The organism is Desulfoconvexum algidum, from assembly GCF_055382125.1.
The window spans coordinates 5668195-5691578 of sequence record NZ_AP042394.1; the positions used below are offsets into that span (position 1 = coordinate 5668195).

Consider the following 23384-nt stretch of genomic DNA (forward strand, 5'->3'; position numbering starts at 1 on the left):
ATTTTCACACAGCGAAAATTTCCACGGCATGATATCGAGATCCCCGTGTCGATCAAATGCAAAAATGCCGCAACCCATCAGAGGTCCTGGCACATTGGGGTGACGAAAAGCATCAGTGTTGAGGGGGTAACCATTGAGGCTGATTCCCTGCCCGAAGTGGAAATTTACGCTATCGTGGAAATGCTGTGTTTTCCAAAACAGGGGTTCCTTTTTTCCTCTATCCCCGAACCTGAACCGGTTAAATTGGCCGGACGTGTGATCTGGCAGGACAAGAACAAAAAGAGAATCGGCCTGGAAATTTTAACGACAGAATAACCTTCGTACCCAGTCTTATTTTGGGGCAAACACATCAGGAAAAACGAATCTGGATGCAGATCACACCCTCCCCCTTTATTTTCCATGGCAATGATACCGGCCCCTTGAGATCAAACAAATGGCCCGGGGGTAGCAAAACAATTTCGCCATCAGGACCCTCCATAAGGGTTTCATGGTAGGGGGCATATACCAGCAAATGCCGGGCATCAACAGCCAGTTCGTTTTCTCCAAAGGAGTTGAATACCGTCACCTTTGCCGTGCAATGGCCCTGTTTTGTCATGATATTAAAATCTTCAACAGGCCCGTCCTTTAAAAAAGCACGGGTTTTCCAATCTCCGGAAAATCCTACCAAATCAAATGCCCGGCATAAATGACAGCCTTCGCTCTCCTGGTGAAAAAGATCCATGCCCTTGCCTGCCAACAGGACCAATATCCGATCATATCCTGAAAAATCGGAAAAGGGTCCATTGCAGGTGACCTGGGCCCGACTAATTCTCCAGAGGAATCCTTCACCCACGTCTCCATGGCAGACCCGAAGTTCACGGGTGGTCCCCTGGCCGTTTTTCCAGGAAATGTCCTTAAAATTTTCTGGCGGGATAATTTGATATTCCAGAGCCATTGACGTGTCCTTTAAACTTAAACGGTTTCCAGTATTTCAAGCACCCTGGCGCACATTTGCCTGGAGCGCGTTTCAATGGCCGTGGCTTCGGCCATGGTTTCATCCCGAAAAACCGGGTCTTGAATATCTTTCATGTTGATAAGGACATTTTGAAATGCCCCCCAGATACCGGTTTCAAGGGCTTTTGCCCCCACCTGGACATCTGATTTGGATGCAGGGTTCTCATATTTGGCCACCTCGCACAGGGCCTCCCATGCCCTGTCCCCCAGACGCATGGTGGTCAGAGGGATCTGGATAGCTGCCTTAAGGCCGGCCTGCATTTTCGCCGTTCGCACCTGCTTTTCTGCCTCGGTGCCCTCTGGCAGTCTCAGGCCCTCCATGTATTCGTTAAAGGCAGAGGTGTCCGCATCAATCATGGGGATCAGCTCTCGGGTCAATTCATGAAGAACCGGGATGCTTTTCTGCATATGGGATTCCACAGCTTCAAATTTTCTCACGCCCTGGGTGAGCTTGGCCACCATGGACCCAAGTCCTACTCCCATGGCTGCCATAGCAGCAGAGGCAGACCCGCCTCCGGGAGCGGATGTGCGGGCGGCGATCTCCTGGATAAACCCCCGCAGGCTCATGGATGCCAGGGGTTCTTCCGGCGGTTCCGCCACGATATATTCGATGATTTTGTCCTTGGGGATAAAAGGTGCCACGGAATTGAGTCCCATGCGCTCGATTGCCAGCCGCACCTTCTGCTCTTCTTCGTAGATAAAAAGCCCTTCTTTTTCAATATAATAATCAGCCGCCATGACAAGGGATTCCAGGGGGACGATGCCCACGATCTCAGAACCTGCCACGGCAATATTGAGTTTGGCCGCTTCCACTTTGACCTCTTCAAAAAGCCGATGAATGGGGGTCACGTTATAATTATTGAGATTAACCGATACCTGGGCCATGTTATATTCATCCACAAACCAGCCCATTCCCTTAACATCTTTGAGTCTTCCGGGCTCGTCCTCCCCCCGGCCCGCTTCCCTCAGGTTCAGGGCAATGCGGTGGGCCTGGTTGGCTGTTCCCAGGATATTCACATTATAGGCAATGAGAAACATCCTTGCCCCCGTAGCGGTTGCGCCCCAGGAAGGTACAAACCTGGCCGGGCCGAAATCTGGCTTCCAACGGGGATCCTTTAACCTATTTTCCAGTCCCTCGTACTCCCCTTTGCGGACATCGGGAAGCTTGCGCCGGAATTCCTGTTTTGCTGCTTCCTCATAGAGGAAAAAGGGAACTTCAAGTTCTTCTGCAGCCCGTCTGGCAAATTCCTTGGCAACCTGGACACACTCTTCCATGGTCACATTGGCCACCGGGATAAAGGGACAGACATCCATGGCACCAAAACGGGGATGTTCCCCATGGTGACGGGCCATATCTATCTTTTCTTTTGCCACCCTTGCACCTGCAAGCGCCCCTTCAATAATGGTTTTCTCATCCCCCACAAAGGTATAAACTGTTCGGTGGGTGGATTTGCCCGGGTCCACATCCAATAGGGTACACCCGTCGGTATCACGGATGGCATCTGCAATGGCATTAATGATTGCCTCATCCCGCCCTTCGGAAAAATTGGGCACACACTCGATTATTTTTTTCATTTTTTTTATTCCAATATTTCAATTCACACTATTCATGGTTACAAAAAATAGTTGTTTTATTTCTCTTTTGAAAAAACGATCTTCCCTTTCTTGATGACCGTTTCCACGGTATTGACCCCCACATGGTAGGGAATAAACCGGTAGGAAGGGAATTCAAGAATAACCAGATCTCCCAGCTTTCCCTGGTCAATACTCCCAATACTTTGGGCCCGGTTGACGGCCGCAGCCCCGTTGATGGTCAGCGCTGTTATGGCTTCTTCAGGACTCAGGTTCATGTACAAGGTTGCCAGGGCAAAAACCAGGGGAATGGACTCTGAAAAACAGGAGCCCGGGTTAAAATCCGTTGCCAGGGCAACCGCGCACCCCTGGTCAATCATAAATCGTCCCCTGGCATAGGACTCTTTTAAACTAAATGCCGTGCCCGGCAAAAGGGTTGCCACAACCCCTTTTTCTGCCATATTCTTTATGCCCAGGTCAGATGCCTGTAGAAGATGATCGGCTGAAACAGCCCCCACTTCGGCAGCAAGCTCTGCACCGCCTAACTGCACGATTTCGTCTGCATGGATCTTGGCACCCAGCCCCAGTTCTTTTGCCCGTAAAAGCAATCGTCTCGACTGCTCCAGGGAAAAAACATTTTTCTCACAAAAAACATCACAGAATTCCGCCAGCTTTTTTTCAACCACTTCAGGCAGCATATCAATGATGTGATCAATGAAGTCGTCCTCTTTTCCCTTGAATTGGGGAGGGGTTGCATGGGCACCCAGAAAGGTGGATACGATATCCATGGGATGTTTTTTTTCCAGCTCTTTCATCACCTCCAGCTGTTTTATCTCCGTATCACGCTCCAGGCCGTAACCGCTCTTGCCCTCAACGGTTGTCACCCCAAAGGCCAGCATGGAATCCAGTCGCTTTAACCCTGAGTCCACAAGGGATAATTTTGAAGCATCCCTCGTGGCATTGACCGAATTTGCAATGCCACCGCCCCGGTTCATGATATCCATGTAACTGTCACCGCGCAGCCGCCAGGCAAACTCATCCGGCCGGTACCCCCCAAAGACAAAATGGGTGTGGGAATCCACAAACCCGGGCAAAACCGCCTTGTTTTTGGCGTCAATCACTTCAAACCCTTCGGTATTGAAATCCTTGAGAATTTCGCTGGATTTACCCACGTCCTGGATGATACCGTCCTGGATGATCACGGCACCCTCTTCGATGATGCCAAGATCTGACATCTTCTTTCCCTGCTTTGCCTTAAATCCGCTGCAGGTAACCACCTGGGAAGCATTTTTTATAATTAGATTTCCACTCATTTTATTTCTCCCGGCATTTTTTATTTTTTTAATTTTTCATCCACCAGCGCCTGGATCATGGTCTCATCGGTAAGGTAGGGGATGGTAATATGGGCTTCCCCTTTGCACATCTCATTGAACTCCACACAGGTTTCCATGGAATTTTCGTTCCGTGCCCAGGAACGTCTTGCGACACCGCCCATTACATCCCAGAGAATGGCCCGTCTTATGATATCGTCTATGCGTGAGCTTCCGTCAAGGACCAGACCGAACCCGCCGTTGATAGCCTTGCCAATGCCGACACCGCCGCCATTGTGAAGGGCCACAAGACTCATACCCCTGGCACAGTTTCCGGCAAAGCACTGAACCGCCATGTCCGCCATGATATTACTGCCGTCCTTGATGTTTGCCGTTTCCCTGAAGGGGGAGTCTGTTCCACCGGTATCGTGGTGATCCCGGCCCAGCATCACGGGACCTATCTCGCCTTTTCGCACCAAATCGTTGAATTTAAGGGCAATGTTCACCCGGCCCATGGCATCCTGGTACAAAATTCTTGCCTGGGTTCCCACAACAAGCTTATTCTTATGGGCATCCCTGATCCAATTATAATTGTCCCGGTCCTGGGGTCTTCTGTCCGGATCGATACAGTCCATGGCAGCCTTATCCGTCTTCAGCAGATCTTCTTGCTTGCCGCTGAGACATACCCATCTAAAGGGGCCGTACCCATAATCAAACATCAAGGGCCCCATGATATCTTCAACATAGGAGGGAAAGATAAAACCGTCCAGGGTATTTTCCCCGTTTTTACATATTTCACTCACCCCTGCATCAAAGACAGAGCGCATGAATGCATTGCCGTAATCAAAAAAGTAAGTCCCTTTGTCCACAAGGGTTTTGATAAGTTTATAGTGATGAACAAGGGTGGCGTCCACCAATTCAATAAATTTTTCAGGATCATCCGTAAGCATGGCGGTCCGCTGTTCAAAGGTCAGGCCCTGGGGACAATATCCACCGCCATGGGCCACATGGCACGATGTCTGATCCGATAACAGCTCAATATGAATATCATTGTTTACGGCATATTCCAGCAGATCCACCACGTTTCCGTGGAAGGCAATGGCAAGGGCTTTTTTTTCATCCATTGCCTTTTTTGCTGCGGCAAATGTTTCACCCGGGTCCTTTGTAACCATGCTGACCCAGCCCTGGTCATACCGGGTATTAATTCTGGATTCGTCCACTTCTGCGATAATGCCAACCCCATTGGCAATCTCGATGGCCTTTCCCTGGGCACCGCTCATGCCGCCAAGGCCTGATGTGACAAACAGTTTTCCGGTAAGATCTCCATCTTCAGGAACCCCCAGCTCAAGCCTGGCTGCATTTAAAAGCGTACCATAGGTGCCATGTACAATCCCCTGGGGACCGATATACATCCATCCACCGGCTGTCATCTGTCCATAATTGGCAACCCCCAGGGACATGGCCCGTTCCCAGTTTTCCTGGTCATCAAAAAGCCCGACCATCAGCGCGTTGGTAATAATGGTCCGGGGAGATATGGGAGAAGATTTAAAAAGGCCCAGGGGGTGTCCGGATTCTACCACAAGGGTCTGGTCCTGGGTGAGGTTTTCAAGATATTTTTTAATGAGAAGATATTGCATCCAGTTCTGGCATACCTGGCCAGTTTCACCATAGGTCACCATTTCATAGGGATACAGCCCGATTTCAAAGTCCAGGTTGTTTTCTATCATCACCTGGAAGGCTTTGCCTTCAACACAGTTTCCCTGGTATTGGTCAATCGGCTTGCCAAAAATACGGCCCACAGGTCTGAATCGATACCCATAGATCCTGCCATAGGTTAAAAGTTCGTCGAGAAACTCAGGCGCCATTTTTTCGTGCCAGGCTTCGGGCAGGTAACGCAAGGCATTTTTAAGGGCCAGCTGGACTTCACCTTTGTTAAGGGTCATGGGCCGTTTTGGCGCTCTTCTGATCCCTTCTTCAAAATCCGGCATGGGGGGAAACTGTGTAAAAATATCATCCATTTTAACGGTCATTGCATTTGAAATATCAATATTTTTCATCCTGTTTATTTCTCCTTATCTTTTATATGATTTGGGCATATGATTTGGGTATGAAATTTAAGAAACCAGTATTCGGGATAGCCGCATACAGGTATTTTTCCCGGACCCGTTTTTCTTAATTTCCATGAGTTTAAATTTATTTTTCTGAAACCTTTTTAAAAGGCCAGAATTATTAATGTCTATTTTGGAATTGATGCAAGTCACCCTTCTTTTTTCCAGTTCATGGACCATCTTGCCCAATAACACCTGGACGATATTGTCAGAACCCCGGATTTTATCAACCATCAGTGTTAATTCCGACCGGGTTAGTTCAGACCGGCTTAATTCCGACAGGAATGATTCCGAATCATGATTTTCAGGGTCCTTTCCCGGATTCATGTTTGCAACGCAGGCGCCGATCATAACTCCCTTATGGACCGCCAAAAAAACAACGGTATCCTGGTTTTCAAGAACCGCCTGTCGGGTATGATTGATCCAGTTGATATTTTCAGGCATTGCCTCTGGATTTTCTGAAATCCAGCCCAAAACCAGCGCCATAAAAGATTCATGAAACTCATCTGTGTATTCAATGATCTCAATTTTTTCTAAAAACTGATTCAAGCTCAGCTTCTTTTGAACCAGGCCGACCAGGTTGATGCCTGCCATCCCCTCTTCCAGGTCATCCAAAAGCCCAAGAATTTTAGGCCCATCAGGATCGACCCGATCCATATCCACCATACTTTCCTGGAGTGCATTCCATATCGGCTTGATTTGGGCCAGTTTTCCCCTTCCCTGGGCCGTGAGAGTCACGGTTTTAATACGTTTATCTTCACAGACCTTCGATATCTGAACAAGCCCCTTTTTCTTCAGGGATGTCACCATCTGACTGGCACCTGAATGGGTAATTTCTAACTGCCTGGCAATGTATGAAATTGTTACTTCATGTTGGCTGTCAAGCAGATAAAAAACCGGGAACCAGGAGATTTCAAAACTGATATTTTCTGCTTTATAAATCTCTGAAAGATCTGTAAAAAATTTATCACTCAATCTTTTTAACCGGGTGCCGAGAAACAAGGCCCCTGTTTTTTTATAAACAGACACATTAACCCTTTAGTTAATTAATTATATAAGTACTTACATAATAACCTATAAAACCAAAACCTATTTTAGTCAAGTTGTTTTTAAGTTTTGAAAAAAATCAAACTAAGCGCCTGATTTTAAGAACTTTTCATTCAAGATAATGCATAAGTCGATATAGGCAAGGTGAGACGACTGTTGATTGATCCATTTTCAAAAGGCTTTAAGTTATTTAGAAATATCCCTGTCGCAGATATCCAGACAGGACTGTTATTCTCCAAATAAGTGAGCTGTTGTACCTTCGGGTCAAAGGATTTGAGGATACCATATTGGGTGGTCTAAAAATCATAAAAAAAGCGAACAGTTACAGATAGTCCACAGGATTTCCCCCTCTTAAAAATCAAGTTTAATATCCAGCCTTGGACGTCCATAAACTCTGATAATATTTTACCAAATTCAAATTTTCAACTCTATATATTGGTACTTTATAAAAAACAATGCGGAAGAATGTTTTATAGTACTATTTCTGGCTTATATAGATTAATCTGAATTGAGAACAACGTGGAAGGTTATAAAGAAAAAAGGCAGAGCCATTACTGACCTTGCCTTTAATGTTGATTCAAATGTTCTTACTATTGTTTTCTTCTGGCTACTCCTGCAAGTCCTAAAAGGCCAATGCCAAAGAACATCATTGTGGCAGGTTCGGGTACAGGAGCAAAGACACGCTCAAGTTCTTCTGCTGTGAGAAACCGATCATAAATAAAGATATCATCAACAAGAGCATCTACGCCATGCCCGCCAAAATTTTGTCATCCGCCAAGTGAAAATAGGGGCCAGCCAGATCCCGGTAGAGCAACTATTCTACTGGCCACCCACCGCACCATCGCGTCGCTGGTCTGCGCCGCCGACAAGCATTGCCTTATTATGTTTAGGCCTTTTCCCGTGACATTTTCCGGGCTTTTCACAATCGGATTGATCCTCACATATCCTTCCAAATTCTTCACTGAACAAAAACAAATCTACTTCATCCGCATCACCATCATTATCCAAATCAGCTGTGCAATTGCAATTTTGATCACCAAAATTTTGTAAAAATAGATTAAGATCAAATCCATCAACGTCATTATCACTGTCAAAATCAGCGAAACACATAGGAATTTCAGTATTATCGACAACTTGAATGTTCGATAGTCCGCTGGTCTTGGTCCCGATACTCACACCGCTGTGCCCGAATTCATCTCGCAACTCTAGGGCCAGGGCATCGGCATCGTAATCGAGGGTAATCCCCGGGGTCGGTGTCTCGAGCTCCGTATTCGAGTTGCGGTTCATGTAATGGGGCATATTGATCGCTTCCTGAGGATCAAGGCCGAAGTTCAGTACATTCATGATCGACTGTGCGGTGTACATGATGATACGGGAACCACCTGGTGAACCCGTCAACAATGCTATGTCTCCGTCACCATCAAGAACGATGGTCGGCGACATTGAACTGCGGGGTCTTTTATTTGGTTGGACACGGTTGGCAATAGGAACCCCGGCGTCATCTTCGGATTCAAACGAAAAGTCCGTAAGCTCGTTATTGAGCATAAATCCTCGTATCATAACACCGTTGCCAAAAGAACTTTCGACCGACGAAGTCATGGAAAGGGCGTTTCCGTATCTGTCTATTATAGACACGTGAGTTGTTCCACTCAGTTTGGCGCTGGGATCTGGGGCGTAGGGATCGAAATTCCCCGGGGGAACTCCGGCATCGGCAGTACCCATGTCCTTTTTGGTAATAAGTGCTGCACGGGATTCGAGATAGTCCTCATCTAACATACCTTCCACCGGGACGGTGATAAAATCAGTATCAGCGACATATTTATTTCGATCCGCAAAAGCGAGTCGACCGGCTTGTGTGAACAAGTGTACAGTGTTTACATCAAGCGGTGAAGATCCCATGAGTTCAGGACGGTATTTCATTATTCCAAGTATCTGCCCAACTGCCAGCCCACCAGAAGATGGAGGGCCCATGCCGCAAACATTATACCCCAGATATTCGACACAAACGGGTTTACGTTCGACTACCTCATAATTTGCCAAGTCGTCGACTGTCATGTCTCCGGGAAAACTCAAGTCACCCTGAACTGCATCGGCGATATCCTTGGCAATTGGCCCGTAGTAGAAAGCGTCTGCACCTTTTTGGGCAAGTGCTTTAAGTGTGTCAGCATATGCTTTGTTTTTCATCAATGTCCCGGCTGGTTTAGCTGTACATTCATCGGTATCGACAAAATATTCGAACGTTGTGGGATCTCTGAAAAAAAACCTTTCTCCATCTTCACAGGAAGAATTATGCGCCAGCAGGCCAGCTACCTGTGAACTAGTACGCTCCGTTAATTCAAATCCCTTCTGTGCCAGCGTCTTTGCGGGTACGAAGAGTCTTGACCAAGGCAACTTTCCATATCGGTCATGCATGTATTCCATCATTCTCGGCGTACCGGGCACCCCTACAGACAACCCAGTTTGCCAAGCTTCAGTCCAACCGAAGTCACTAAATCGATCTTTTTCAGCCGCTGAGGGTGCTTTTTCCCTGGCATCAATGGTGGTTGTTTTGCCGGTTTTGGCATCATAGTACACAACAAAGGAGCCACCACCAAGCCCACTGGACTGTGGTTCAACCAACCCAAGAACTGTTTGTACGGCTATCATAGCATCAGTGGCTGTTCCTCCAATCTTAAGAATTTTCTCACCGGCTTCGGTTGCCAGCGGGTTCGCGGTCACTACCATCTCTCGCTTAGTGGTGACCGCGGTAGGTAAGTCCGAATCGTCCTGTGCCCAGCCAATTGTTACGGCTAAGCAGATTGCTACAAATGCAATTACTAAAGATCTGATACTCATGAATTGTCCTCCTTTCGGGTTAAGGGATGTCGGTGCAACAAAGTTGCTATGTGGTTGGAACAATGGAGCACAAACACGCAAACGTACAGTGGGGAGGAGCAGATTTTGGTAAATGAATTGAGAATAAGGCAAAGTCAAGTACTGCGAAATAAGTGCTATTTAATATGAATAGGATAGAATTGGTATTAAGTCAAGTACAACAATCAAATCATTGAAGCCTATCTTAGTCAATGTTGAAAAAGTGTATTAGTATCTGAATTTATAACATATAATTAAAATAATTTAGATCGAACCCTTACTTCACTTTGTAAATAAATGGAGGAGTTTTTCAAAAAACTGTGTCATGGGTTGGGTTCCAGGATCTGGACGGCTATGACTATAACGTGAAGGACTCTCTTTTTTAAGATTTTCCCACAATACCACATATAGTATAGACAAAACTTTCTGCCTTTGATGTGAGATTCATATATGGGAAACCCCATGACCATATGAATCAAGGCTCCGTTAAATTTAATTGGAGAGTAACCGGATTTTTGTCCAGGCCCCGGAAATTATTTTCCAAGAATCTGCCAAAATGTGATTTATATAGAGTAGAATGCCAAAGGATAGCTTATGACAAAGCTTAAAGTTTATAAAGTTGAATCAAAACTCTAACCGTAAAGGGAATATCCGGTGCGTGTTAAGCCGTTGACCTGCTTGAGAATTATTGCTAAGAGAATCAGTTCAAATTATTGGAAAAATGTGATATTTGAATAACTCATGGGGGCTTTATGAAACAGGTAAAATTATTTTTATTGGTAGCTCTTGGAATGTGGTTGTCCTTTACAGGGACTGGTCTGGCCGGAGATTGGATTAAGCCCGGTGAAGAAAAGTTTAGGTTTGATGCAGGGGCTTTTTTAGCAGCCTTTGATACCACCCTACGGATAGACAGTAAAACATTTGGGCAAGGAACAGATATCAATCTTGAAGATGATCTCGATTACGATGATTCGACCATCACCTACCTTTTTGGCGGATATTGGCGGTTTACAAAGCATCATCGCCTGTATGCCAGTTATTTCGTGTTCGACAGGGATTCATCGGCCCAATTAAACAAAGAAATCGAAGTTGGGGATGAGGTTTTCCCCGTGGGCGCTGGCATATCGTCCGAGTTTAATCTTAAAATCATACCGATTGCCTATGGTTATTCTTTTATTAACAATGAAAAACATGAGTTGACCGTTATTTTAGGGCTTCACTGGTACAAAGCGGAGTTCAAAATAGCTGGCTACGACCATGCAGGGGCAGAGCCAGCGGAAGCAGATGCTTCCGTTGATGCTAATTTGCCCCTGCCCGCCATTGGATTTGCCTATGAATATCGGTTTACCGAACGTTGGACTGCCGGTGCCATGGCACAAGCTTTTTACTTGAAAGGATCCAGCAGTTCATTGGATTTTTCCGGCAGTTTATTGAATTTAGGGGTAAAGACCGAGTACTGGCTATTTAAGAATATAGGTATCGGAGCAGCAGTGAACTATTTTGATTTAGATGCTGATGTGGAAGATGATGATTGGAAGGGGGCATTGGATTATGAGTATTTTGGCCCCCAGATATATGTGACCTTTCGATTCTGAAAAACTTAATTTCTAATTTTATTCGTCTGGTTTGTCTGCCATCACACCTGGGTATCCTGTGGGGTGAGGTCTTCACTGACTGATAGTTTAAGGAGATGGGCGCGTCATCGACCAGTTTCACTTTTTTTAAATATTTCCAGAATACCACATCCTTGTATAAACAAGATTTTCAGTCTTTCATGTGAGATTCATCTGGGAAAATGGCATAATCAAATTGATCAAGACTCCATTACGTTTTAATTGGAGATTCACTTTATCCTCATCGGGAATGTAATGTTTCCCGCATACATGCATATTGGAGCTTCAGAGAAGATCGCTTCTTCTTTCACTGGAAAATTGGAACGCTCGGTAAGTCCCTGCCCACGACTGCCAGGTTGCTGACCTCGAGGGCGCTTGGGTTTTGGGTCTTTTCTCTTTTCTTCCCAAAGATACGATGCCCCAAATCACGAACTTGCCCTTCTTGTTCCTTGATTGTTTACTGGGGTATCTTTTCATGGATAATAGCGATTGGTATGCATAACCTGCCAATAGCCGGCATTATTTTAAACCTTAATCACCGAGGATCAAGCCTTCCTGATGAAGACCGGCCCCATGCTTCAACAGCAAAGAATAAATCAACAGGGCCTTTTCATCATCTTATTTTTCCTGATTTGCCATCAATACCGGGGACTCCTTTTCATCTTCTTGATCTTCTTTTGAAATGAACAAGCCCTTTAAGTCTTCAAGTATCATATAAAGACAGGGCACCATAATCAGCGTGATAAAGGTGGCAAATAAAATGCCGAATCCCAGGGAAATGGCCATGGGAATCAAAAATCTCGCCTGACGGGAGGTTTCCATGATAATCGGGGCAAGCCCGCCGCAGGTCGTTAATGTGGTCAGCAAAATAGGTCTAAACCGCTGGATCCCGGCCGAATGAACTGCATATAAAACAGGAACTCCCTGACGATAACGGCGGTTGGCAAAATCAATTAAGACCAATGAATCGTTCACCACAACCCCGGACATGGCCACCAGACCGAACAGACTCATGACAGACAGGGAGTAGCCCATGATCACATGGCCCACAATGGCACCGATCATTCCAAAGGGAATGCAAAACATGATAATAAGCGGCTGCAGATAGCTTTTGAATGGGATGGCCAGAAGAGCAAAAATGATGAGCATGGCCATTCCAAGCCCCTTTAAAAGAGCAGTGACACTTTCCTTTATATCTGCCTGGCGCCCCTTGAAATCATAGGACAGGCCGGGATATTTACCCAACAGATCCGGCAGGATGGTCAGTTTCATATCCTTTACGATATTTTCCGCCTGGGGGGGCGGTCGGACATTGGCGGTAACAGAAATTTCACGTCTTCCATTTGTCCTCTTTATGGAGGTATAGGCCCTGCCGACGATCGTTTCCATGGCGTCCCGAAGCAAAATTTCTCCATTGGGTCCCAGCAGCACCAGGTCTTCAAAGGTGGATTCCGACATCCTTTCTTGTTCCGGCAGCCGGACCCTGACCGTGACCTCGCTTCTCCCCCTCTGGTTTTTTACGGCAGATACGCCCTGGAATGCATGACGGACCTGGTTGGCCACTTCCCTGGAGGTCAACCCCATCCGCTTTCCGGCAGAACTCAAGGTGATGTCAAATTGTTTTTTCCCCTTGGCAGATCCGTCATCGATATCATGGACAATGGGGTAACCTGAAAGGCTTTGGGCCAAATCCTCCCCTGCCCTTTCCAGCATGGCAATATCCCTGTGGCTCAGGCTCACCGTCAGGTTTTTACCCGATCCTGGGCCGCCCCGGTTGGACTCAAAGGTAATGGTTTCAATTCCCGGGATGACGCCAACTTTTTCCCGCCAGAGATGGGTCACTTCAGAGGTACTTAACGGACGGACATCCGGGTCTGTAAGATAAAGTCTGACCCGGACCTGGTTATCGCGAACCTGGGAAAAAATACCCGTGGAAAGGTCTTGTTTTCCATTTTTTTCAATCACCTGACGGGCGTTTTCCACCAGACGATGTTCAATCTTTTTCAAGGTTACAGCGGGTGTCCCATAGGGTAAAAATGCTTCACAGAAGGCATAATCAGACTCCACCTTGGGAAACATGACCATCCCCATCCGGCCCGAGGAGACAAAACCGGCAGTGGCCATGAGCAGGGCGATGCCAAAGGCAATGACCGTATACCGATATTTCAGAAGCCAGAACAAAAATCCGCCATAATAGCGTTTAACGATTTTTTCAAAAAACAAACTGAACTTTTCCTGCCAGCGTTCAAGATAGTTTAAAGGAAAAAACAAGGGGCGCCGATTCCCGTGACTCAAATGGGCCGGTAAAATAAACAGGCTCTCAATCAGGGAAACGCCGAACACCGCAATCACCACAAAGGGAATGGTTTTAAATACTTTTCCCATAAACCCGGGAATAAACATGAGCGGCACAAATGCCACCATGTTGGTAATCACGGAAAAAACCACGGGCATGGCAATGCTTTTGGTGCCCTTGACCGCAGCTTCCAGCATGGGAAGACCCTGGCGCCGGCAAAAATAAATATTTTCCCCCACCACCACGGCATCATCCACAACAATCCCCAGGGTGACGATAAAGGCAAACATGCTGATCATATTAATGGAAAAACTCGTGGGTGCCAGAAAAAGGAATGATCCCAGAAAAGAGATGGGAATACCGATACTGACCCAGAATGCCAGCCGGATTTCAAGAAAGAGTGCCAGGAAAAAAAAGACCAGCCCAAGACCAAGATATGCATTTCGAAGCAAAAGATCCGCTCTCTGTCCAAATATCTTGGACATATCCCTTAACACCGTCAACCTGACCCCGTCGGGCAGGGATTCGTTGATACGGCTGACAACAGATTTTCCCGAAGCCGCTACCTGGGTCGGTGTCTGATCCCCCACCCGGTAAACTTCTATGATGACGGCCCTTTTTCCGTTAAAAGATGCCCAGCTATCGGTATCTTCAAATCCTTCTGCAACACTTGCAATATCTTCGAGAAGTACCCTTGAGCCGTCTTCCTGTGTAATGACGGGCAGCTGAGCATATTGTCTGGCATAATCCCTGCGATCCCTGACGCGCAGGAGGATATCACCGCCCTTTGTTTTAATGCTGCCGCCACCAAGTTCAACCGATGCTCGGGTGATGGTCGATGCCACATCCTGGAGGGTAATGCCATAGCGCCTCAGGGTCTGTTTGGATATTTCGACATGGATCTCCCGGTCCCTGACGCCGTCAAGTTCCACCTGGGTAATCCCTTCATCCTTGAGCAGCTTATCCCGAATCTGGTCTGCAACCGCCCGCAGGGTTGTTTCAGCTGCATCCCCATACAGGGCAAGTCTCAAAACTTCCCTTTTCCTTGCGTTAATGGAGACCTGGGGCTCTTCAGCTTCATCCGGAAAAGTCTGGATACGGTCAACTTCGCTTTTAATCTCCTGCCACAACCGGTTGATATCTGTTCCTTCAAGGGCTTCCGCCATGATGAAGGCAGATCCTTCACTGGCAGTGGCTGTAATTTCATCAATCCCCTCCACGCCCTGAATCGCCTCTTCAATGGCCAGAAGAATGCCATTTTCCACCTCTTCCGGACTTGCCCCGGGATAGGCAACCGAAATACTCACACTGTCAAGGCTGAACTCCGGGAATACCTCCTGCTTGATATTAAACCCCATGAAAATCCCGCCAATGAGCAGCACGGCCATCATCAGATTGGCCGCAACCGTATTGCCTGCCATCCAGGCAATGGGTCCCTGGGCTTTAGGCTGACCCGTAAATTGATCCATATCCTGGGTCATGGACGGTCTCCAGACGCCAACTGCAGGGCCATCCCCTTTACCGGAGCCGACAGATCAGATGTGATTACCCTATCCCCCGGACTGATACCGGCTCTGACAAACACCCGCCCGTCTTCCTTCCAGGCAAAACCGACCGCTCTAATCTCAAGAACGCCTGAATTATAAACCCAGACCGTGTTCCCATCCCTTAGGATGGCCCGGGGAATGGAAAAGACATTTTCAAGCATTTCTCCTAAAATCCGAACATCCACATAATCATCCAGCAGCAATTGCGGGTTATTTCCCTGTCGCTTTAATCCCAGGGGATCGGCCACGGAGATAATCACGCCAGCCATCCGGCTTTTGCTGGTCATTTTCCCGGTGGTCCGAACCACCCGTCCCTGCCAGGGTTCTTCTGAATATTGAGAATGGATAAACGCAGGGCTACCGGCTGTTTCATCCACCGTAAGTGCTGACAGACGGTCCGGCGGGACCAGTGCTTCAACCCTGTAAGTGTCTACCCCCACCAGGGTGGCGATTGTCCCCTGGGTTGTCACAAGAGACCCAAAATCAACCTGTTTTTCAAGGATAAGCGCATTGAAGGGAACCATGACCTTTGTCCGGGACAGGTTCAAATTGGCTCGTTCAAGATCAGCTCTGGCGCTGTCTATGGCTGCCTTTGCCTGGACAAGTTGGGGTTTTCTAAGGGCAAGATCCGTTGCCGTAATCTCGCCTAGATCAGCCTGCTCGATCAATTTGAGTTCTTCTTTTGCAATCAGCTGGCTGCCTTGTTCAATGGCCAGATCTGACAACGCCTTGGCAAGAGCGCTCCGGGCTTTCAGGACTTCTATCTTATAATCTGAGGGATCAAGGGTTAACAACCTCTCTCCCTTTTTCATCAATCCCCCCAGGACAAACTTTGGGGATATGGAAACCACTTCTCCTGCCACCTTGGATTTCAAGAAAATTTGTGTGTCCGGTATCACCGTACCCATTGCGTGTACCGAACTCTGATAATTTCCCGGCTCCATGGAAATGGTTTCCACCACAACCGCCTGTTGGGTTGGCGGCTTTCGTTTCATCTTGGGTTCTTTGGACTTAAAATAACTCCATCCGGCTGCACCTGCCAGAATCAGGCAAACAGGCAAGACAACTTTTATCAGCAATCGGGTTGCAGAACCCCTATTTTTAACAACGCTCATCTTATCTACTCCACATCTTCATCTATTCAAGCCGGTTTAATCACTATTTATTTCATTCCAGGAACAGGCATCCATCCAAGGGCGCGATAAAGACCGATCCGCTCTTTGATATAGCTGGCCCGTTCACCCACCAACTGCCTTTCCAGTCTTTGGATACTGGTCCAGGCAACCAGATAGGACAGATAGGTGCTTTGACCGTTTTGATACTGTACCATGGCATCCTTCATGGTCAGTCTTGCCACATTCAGCTCCTCTTCAAGCAGCCTGATATAATCCTTTTGTTTTTCAATGCTGACCAGGCTGTCTTCAACCTCCTGAATCGCCTTGGCCACTGTCCGGGCATAGAGGTTTACCTGTTCTTGGGCAACCGCCTTGACCCGTTCCACCTCCGCTTTTCGAAATCCGCCGTCAAAAATCGGCCCGGCAATGCTTCCGGCAAGGGTTGCGATCCAGTTATGAAACAAAAGGTCAAGGGTTCCACTTGAAAATAATGCCTGGGCTGTCAGGCTGAAGGATGGCAAAAGATCTGCCCGGGCAGCTGTGATCTCCCACTGGGCTGAGGACAGCCGCATCTTGGCCGCCTGAATATCCGGCCTGTTTTCCAAAAGATCCGATGGAATCCCAACCCCTGGGAGCGGCACAGGATCCGGCAATATTTTCGTGTTCATCTGGATCTGCTCCGCCATGGTTTTACCAGACAAAAAGGCCAGGCTGTTCAATAAAAGTTGTTCCTGCTTTTCAAGCAAAGGCACCTGGGAACTTGCCGCTGCCAGTACTTCGCGCTGCTGGGAGACATCCAGGGCATTCGCCTTTCCATGGGTAAACCTTAATTTCTGCAATTTCAAAAGCGTTTGGTTGTTCTTGATCTGATTGTCTAAAATACTCTTTTTATTCCGGGCAGCAATAATATCAATCCAGGTTTCAGCAACCTGTGCCGTCAAATCAAGGGTGGATGCCCTTAAATCCAGCTCAGCCGCCCTAAGGATTGACATGCCAGACTCTATTTGTGCATTGGCTTCCCCCCAGACATCCGCAGTATAAGACCCGCTCAATGATCCATCCCATGAATGGCTATCCACATGTGTGGAACTTCCGGTGCTCTTTTTGGTCTGTGTTCGGTTTTGCTGTCCGCCCAAGGAAAACCACAAATCCGGAAACAGGGCTGCATTTTCCTTTGACACACTGGCTTTTGCCTGGGCAATCTTTGTTTTAAAAGTTTTTAAATCAAAATTATTATCCAGTGCATCCTCGATGAGTGTATTGAGTTCATCACTGTCAAAGGAAAGCCACCAGCTCTTAACGGGCTCAAAGCCATCTGTCTGCGCGGAAAAACTGCCGGGAATCTTCAGGGGAAGGGGCTGATCCCCAGACGGTTCAAGGGTTTTACAACCGGTAGAAAGCACCATGCTCATCAGCAACATCAAAAAAAAAGATTTTATCATTCATTTTTCCATATGGTTAAAACCCTAAATTAATTCAGAAGTAAAAATATAGCAATACTGATCAAGAGATAAACTGGGTTTTTCCCCGGAAAACCTTCGTTTTTACAATGAAATCGCCGCCAAAAATCCGCCGTGGATGGCATCATTGATTTTCCCAGGCCGAACACAATCTCCAATAACGCAAAAAGAGATGTCAAGATTCCTGATATTTTCTTCCAGAGTTTGGACCGGCCTTGAGCCTGAAGCCAGGATCACGGTGTCAAATTTTTCCTCACAGAGCGCCCCTTCCCTTTCATAGCTGACCACGCCCTCTTTAATGGAGACCACCTTTGACTGGGTCAAAATTTTCACCCCATATCGTGTAAGGTTGTTCATGAGAATCCAGCGAGTGGATTTACCCACATCCTGACCCGCCTTTTCCAGCATTTCAAATACCGTCACCCTGGAAGCGCCGTTAAACATATAGTGCTTTATCCTGTCCATTTCCAGAGCTTCGTAAGTGATCAGAAAGTGGAGCATTTCAGGTGAAAGTGTTCCTTTTTTGGCAACAAAATGGGCGGTTTCAAGGCCCACGGCTCCGCCGCCGATAACCGCCACCCGTTTGCCCAGGCAGAGATTGTCCTTTAACACCTCCCAGGACGTACGCACACTTTTATCATTCGTTCCGTCAATGGGCGGAATAAGGGGAGCAGCCCCCTGGGCAATGATCAAATGGTCCGGGTTAATCTTTTTAATCAATGGGAGATCCACACAGGTATTCAAATGGATGGGGATCTCATGTTTTTCCACCATGACCCGGTAATACCGGATAAATTCCAATAACTCCTGTTTATGGGGGGGAGCCGCCGCAATCCATATCTGGCCCCCGATCTCCCCGGTCTTTTCATATATTTCCACCCGGTGTCCTGCCTGTTTGGCGGTTATGGCCGCTTCAAGACCTGCAACCCCTGCGCCCACCACCATCACCTGTTTGGGACTGGCCGTTTTTTTAATAATCCGTTCTCCTTCAAACCCGGCCCTTGCATTTCCAATGCAGGAGACCGGCCTGCCATTGAACAATTCATCGGTGCACCCCTGGGAGCACGCCACACAAGGCCTGATCTCTTCGGCCCTGTCCGCTTTCGCCTTGGCAGGCCAGAAGGGATCTGCGATGAGCACCCGGCCCAGATTCACCATGTCTGCCTGACCATCCACAAGAATTCGTTCTGCCTGGGCAGGTGTGGTAATCCGATTGGAGGCCATGACTGGAATGGAAACCGCTTGCCGGATATTCATGGCCAAAAAAGAAAACCCGGACCGCGGCAGTTCCATGGGCAATTGGGGAACTCTGGATTCATGCCATCCCCCCGTGACGTTGAGCACATCGGCCCCGGCCCGTTCATAGACCTTGGCGATCTCAGGAGTGAGGTCATCACTGGTGGAACCCGGCACAAAATCATTGCCCGCCATTCTCACACCAATGGGATAGGTTGGCCCCACGCGCTCCCGGATCATCTCAATGATCTGTCTTGGGAACCGCACCCTGTTTTCAAAGCTGCCCCCATATTCATCCTGCCTCAAATTTTTCAAAGGAGATAAAAACTGGGTGATCAAATACCCCGCAGACCCGATGATTTCTACCCCTTCAAACCCGGCGTCCATGGCTCTTCCGGCAGCATCTGCAAAGGCCTGCTGCACTCCACGGATGTCCTCAGTGGTCATTTCCCGGGGGGTTGTCTTGGAATACTTTGAAAATACAGCCGACGGCGCCATGGGGATGTCGTTGTTGATGAGAAAGGGATGGGTATAGGCACCGCCATGGAAAAGTTGAATCCAGGGACTGGCACCCCTTGCCCGTATCATTTGTGTGGCCTTGGCAAACGACTCAACGGCCTCGTCCTGGGCAAGGGACAACGGGACAAACCCTGATCCGATAAAATCCACCCCAACAGGGCCAACCGTGACAATCCCGGCACCTCCCTGGGCAATCTCGTCATAAAAATGGTAATATCGATCATTAAGTTTGGTGTCATAGGAATACAGCAGTCCCAGAGAGGGATAGGCAATCCGATTTCTAATTTCCAGAGAATTTATGGTAATGGGACTGAACAGATGGGGATACATATCTACTCCTTTTGGGCATGTTGGTCCTTTAGGGCGTGTTGGTCCTTTGGTGACAAGGGGACGCTTCAATCCCCAGAATAATATTGTCAATCAAGGGATCCACAAAATCGGTAAGGGTTTCGGGAGTTCCGGTCATGACCCAATTGGTGACCAGGTGTTCAATGGTCCCCAGGATCATGGATCTTACCAGATAGGGATTCAGATCATTTCTAAATTCATTGGCTGCAATCCCCTCTTCAATGACCTGGGTAATCTGCTTAATGCCTTCTTTGATGGCATGATGGCCCTTTGTATCCAGAAACTTCTTATTGTGTTTTAAAAACAGCATGAGAACCGCTGCAAAATCAGGACTATTCTGGTAGGAATCCATGAACAGGAAGACAATGGCCCTCAGTTTGTTAGCAGCTCCCCGGATCAATTTCAGATGAAAGGCCATGAGATCGAAAAGAGTCTGGCTGGATTCCGCAGGAATGGAGAATAGAAGCCCTTCCTTGGTTGAAAAATATTCATAGATAGAGGCCTCTGAAACCTTGGCCTCCTTTGCAATTTCCGTGATGGTGGCTTCCTGGAAGCCTCTTTGGGAAAATACCCTTGTGGCGGTATCAATAATATTTTTTTTTCTGATCTCTATTTTGCTTAATGCCATACCCCACCTTTTTTTTAAAAATAGCGTTCATTTATCCAAATTCATCCTGGAATCATGTGATTTTATAGGGTTCGGCTTTTATTTTGTCAATAAAAATAATGTAGAACTATATAAATTAATGTTTACCGCTTTTTTTAAGGAGAACACGGCCAAGTTTCGTTTGTTGTATCCGGGAATTATTCTTGCCCATTTGAGCCGAGGATTTAAGATCATGGATCAAAATTCCACAGGGAGCGGGCAAGATCAAATTTGTTTTTTCCACCAAAGCGTCCAGCTCAGCCACATATTGGCCAACCAGACGTTTAAACTGCAGGAGGATTGCTACCGGCTCGGAACAAGCAGCCGAATCATCCACAGCCATGGCGGCATTCCAGGACAAAAGATCTGCTGTCTCCAGCAAGGCTGCCAGCCCCCCGAGCTGTTCAATATCTTGTTCACCTGGATTTTTGCCATTGGCCATTTCCCGGGCCAGTGCATCCAGGAGAAAGGCCATGGCACCGGTAACAGGACCGGTCATGGCGGCATCTTCAACCTTTCGGAAGGCAAGCACCATATCCTTGTGGGCATGGCCCAGCCTTCCCATAAGGGCATTGTCCGGCACTTGACACTCTTTGAGATAAATACTGCCATGAGGGGAAGGGTTAAAAAACGGGATTGCCATGGGAGGCAGAACCCTAAGCCCTTTGGTTTTTTTGGGGACAAGAAAGGCGGAAAATTGTTTCTTTTCTCGTTCAACCCCGGTCACGGCAATGACAATAAAGGCCTGGGCAATGGGAGCGTTGGTAAGATAGGTTTTTTCTCCATTGAGGATATAACCGGTGTTTGTTTTTTGGGCCGTGGCTGCCATATATTTGGGATGGGCCCCGGCCTTTGGTTCAGACACGGCAAAACAGACCGTGGCATCCCCCGGGGCCATGGTTTTGCCCAATTGCTCAAGCACTTCTTGACGCTCATTGTTCCCCTCTTGAAACAGCAGATAACGGGCCACCAGATGGTGGACCATCCAGGACAGGGCCATGCCAAGGTTGCCCCCGCCAGATACCAATGCGCTGCCGGCCCGGGTTATTGCCAGGCAGGAACGATCTTCCAGAGCCGGGTCCGTAAACAGGGCGGGATTGAGCAGGTTTGCCTGGCCCATTTCTTCCCAGAGATCCTTTGGAAACAAGGTCTGCTCGCCCAGGCCGGGTAGGGCCAAAATATGAGCCCGGGCAAAATCGGAGAAAAGGGCTTCAATGGATTTCACCGTCTCGATTGGAATCGTCATGTTTTCTCCCCTTTGGTTTCCCGGATACCCCTTAAAGGACAAGGGCTTCAATAAAATCGATGAGCTGATTTAAGTTACCGCAGGCCCTGGCCTCGTTGCAATGGTCCTGGTACCGCATCATTTCACTGTCCCCGGTTCCCCAGAATTTTTTTTGTTCAGGATTGAGCCAAATCAGGCGACGGCAGCGATCCCGCATCTTTTCCAGCAAGGGCTCCCGGGAATTGAGATAATTGGAACGCGCATCCCCGATAATAATAAGGGTGGTCTTTTTATCCAGTTCCCTGAGATGATCATCCCTAAACTGCTGAAACGCCATGCCGTAATCGGTCCTGGCATTGTAATTAATCCGGGGATCATTTAAAATTTTTTGTATGGCCTCATTGGGTTCATTGGACATGAAAAAAGAGGTCACATCCACTGGACGTTCAATGAACACATAGCTTTTCACCCGACTAAAGCAGGTCTGGAGGGAATATAAGATATTGAGCATGAACCTGGCGGTAGACCAGACAGAGCCTGAGACATCACAAAGGGTCACAATTTTCCCCTTGCGGGGGGGCCGGGACTTGTGCACGATTTCAAGAGGCACCCCCAAGTATTTTACGGATCTCTGGATGGTTTTTTTCACGTCCACCATGCCCCGGTTGGCACCCGAAAACCGTCGGGAAGTGATCTCTTCCAGCTTTCTGACCAATCGATTAATAACCTCTTTGACTGCCTGGGTTTCCTTGGGGGTCAGGTTGGAAAAGGGAATCTCGCCAAGACTTTTATAATGCAGCTCCCGGGCCCCTGTTTCCTTTAGCCCGGCATTGTCCAGCCGGGGCTCTGTGTTCAAAAAATCAAGGGCCTTGGTCAATTGGCTATTCACCCTTTTTTTCAGGCCCGTAACATCGGATTCCGCCCAGTCAATAAAGGCATCGTGACTCCCCAGAAACTGCACCATCTTTGTTTTCATGCGATTGATCCGCAGCATTATTTCAAGGCGGCTGGAAAGCTGGCCCAGGTTTGATTTAAAGAATTGGCTTGTCTGCTCATCCTGATTTTGTATTTTCTGGACCTCCTGGATAAAGGCCAGGGGATTGCCTGCCAGAAAGTCCATCAACGCCTGGTCCAGTTCATTTCCCTTTATTTTATCTGGGTGTTCTGCCCCCTCCTGATCCCTCACCTGGCGAATCAGCTCTGCCATTTTATCTGATATGACATCTGGTACCTCTGGCTTTTGGGTAAGGGCATCTTCGGGCAATTCGCCGTCCAATGGGACACCTGACTGCATCCCATGGAAAAAAAGATGGTAAAGCCGATCAAACTCCCCTTGTTCCCGGCGGCTTTTGGCAAAATTAGCCCCCAGCACCGTGTTGAACTGACGTTCGTCACAGGGATCCACAATCTCCAATTGACGGAGACAATCCAGGACCTCTGCCGTGGAAATCCTCATATCCGCAGCCCGACAGCAGGATACAAATTTTAAAATCACA

The 23384-nt window shown here is 47.8% G+C and carries 16 protein-coding genes; 2 read left to right on the plus strand and 14 right to left on the minus strand.

The window, feature by feature from the left end; genetic code table 11:
* A complete protein-coding gene (locus ACZ45G_RS25595) occupies positions 1-315 on the plus strand; it encodes a PilZ domain-containing protein (RefSeq protein WP_464180017.1) in 315 nt (104 codons plus the stop codon).
* Positions 316-349: 34 nt separating this feature from the next.
* Here ACZ45G_RS25595 and ACZ45G_RS25600 read toward each other — a convergent pair whose 3' ends face one another.
* The 7 genes from ACZ45G_RS25600 to ggt form a co-directional block, all read right to left on the minus strand.
* On the minus strand, positions 350-934 hold the full coding sequence (locus tag ACZ45G_RS25600; RefSeq protein ID WP_464173414.1) for a HutD/Ves family protein: 585 nt from the start codon (positions 932-934) through the stop codon (positions 350-352).
* A gap of 17 nt (positions 935-951) precedes the next feature.
* Positions 952-2568 (minus strand): glutamate formimidoyltransferase, encoded by a 1617-nt coding sequence (ftcD, locus tag ACZ45G_RS25605; protein ID WP_464173415.1) that lies wholly within the window; start codon positions 2566-2568, stop codon positions 952-954.
* A gap of 56 nt (positions 2569-2624) precedes the next feature.
* The gene (gene hutI / locus ACZ45G_RS25610) at positions 2625-3878 is read right to left on the minus strand and encodes an imidazolonepropionase (RefSeq protein WP_464173416.1); all 1254 of its coding nucleotides are present in this window, start codon (positions 3876-3878) and stop codon (positions 2625-2627) included.
* A gap of 20 nt (positions 3879-3898) precedes the next feature.
* A complete protein-coding gene (locus ACZ45G_RS25615) occupies positions 3899-5932 on the minus strand; it encodes a urocanate hydratase (RefSeq protein ID WP_464173417.1) in 2034 nt (677 codons plus the stop codon).
* Between the two features lie 57 nt (positions 5933-5989).
* A complete protein-coding gene (locus ACZ45G_RS25620; protein ID WP_464173418.1) occupies positions 5990-7012 on the minus strand; it encodes a MarR family winged helix-turn-helix transcriptional regulator in 1023 nt (340 codons plus the stop codon).
* A gap of 608 nt (positions 7013-7620) precedes the next feature.
* Positions 7621-7755, minus strand: coding sequence for a PEP-CTERM sorting domain-containing protein (locus ACZ45G_RS25625; RefSeq protein ID WP_464180019.1), 135 nt, complete (start codon positions 7753-7755; stop codon positions 7621-7623).
* A 94-nt stretch (positions 7756-7849) separates the two neighbouring features.
* Positions 7850-9865, minus strand: a complete 2016-nt coding sequence (ggt, locus tag ACZ45G_RS25630) for a gamma-glutamyltransferase (protein ID WP_464173419.1) — start codon at positions 9863-9865, stop codon at positions 7850-7852.
* Positions 9866-10635: 770 nt separating this feature from the next.
* On the opposite strand from ggt, the gene ACZ45G_RS25635 reads away from it, so the two are divergent.
* Complete coding sequence (locus tag ACZ45G_RS25635) at positions 10636-11478, plus strand: hypothetical protein (protein WP_464173420.1); 843 nt, start codon at positions 10636-10638, stop codon at positions 11476-11478.
* 636 nt (positions 11479-12114) lie between these two features.
* On the opposite strand, the gene ACZ45G_RS25640 is transcribed toward ACZ45G_RS25635, so the two are convergent.
* From ACZ45G_RS25640 to ACZ45G_RS25670, 7 genes are all read right to left on the minus strand, one after another.
* On the minus strand, positions 12115-15273 hold the full coding sequence (locus ACZ45G_RS25640) for an efflux RND transporter permease subunit (protein ID WP_464173421.1): 3159 nt from the start codon (positions 15271-15273) through the stop codon (positions 12115-12117).
* On the minus strand, positions 15270-16454 hold the full coding sequence (locus ACZ45G_RS25645) for an efflux RND transporter periplasmic adaptor subunit (protein ID WP_464173422.1): 1185 nt from the start codon (positions 16452-16454) through the stop codon (positions 15270-15272). Before ACZ45G_RS25645 ends, ACZ45G_RS25640 begins: the two co-directional genes overlap by 4 nt.
* Before the next feature lie 47 nt (positions 16455-16501).
* Entirely contained in the window at positions 16502-17896 is a 1395-nt protein-coding gene (locus ACZ45G_RS25650; RefSeq protein WP_464173423.1) for an efflux transporter outer membrane subunit, read from the minus strand.
* Between the two features lie 102 nt (positions 17897-17998).
* Complete coding sequence (locus ACZ45G_RS25655) at positions 17999-19999, minus strand: oxidoreductase (protein ID WP_464173424.1); 2001 nt, start codon at positions 19997-19999, stop codon at positions 17999-18001.
* Positions 20000-20027: 28 nt separating this feature from the next.
* Positions 20028-20645: a TetR/AcrR family transcriptional regulator gene (locus ACZ45G_RS25660; RefSeq protein ID WP_464173425.1), complete on the minus strand. Its 618-nt coding sequence runs from the start codon at positions 20643-20645 to the stop codon at positions 20028-20030.
* Positions 20646-20760: 115 nt separating this feature from the next.
* Complete coding sequence (locus ACZ45G_RS25665) at positions 20761-21909, minus strand: acyl-CoA dehydrogenase family protein (protein WP_464173426.1); 1149 nt, start codon at positions 21907-21909, stop codon at positions 20761-20763.
* 31 nt (positions 21910-21940) lie between these two features.
* Positions 21941-23344, minus strand: coding sequence for a VWA domain-containing protein (locus ACZ45G_RS25670; protein WP_464173427.1), 1404 nt, complete (start codon positions 23342-23344; stop codon positions 21941-21943).
* Positions 23345-23384: the final 40 nt, after the last annotated feature.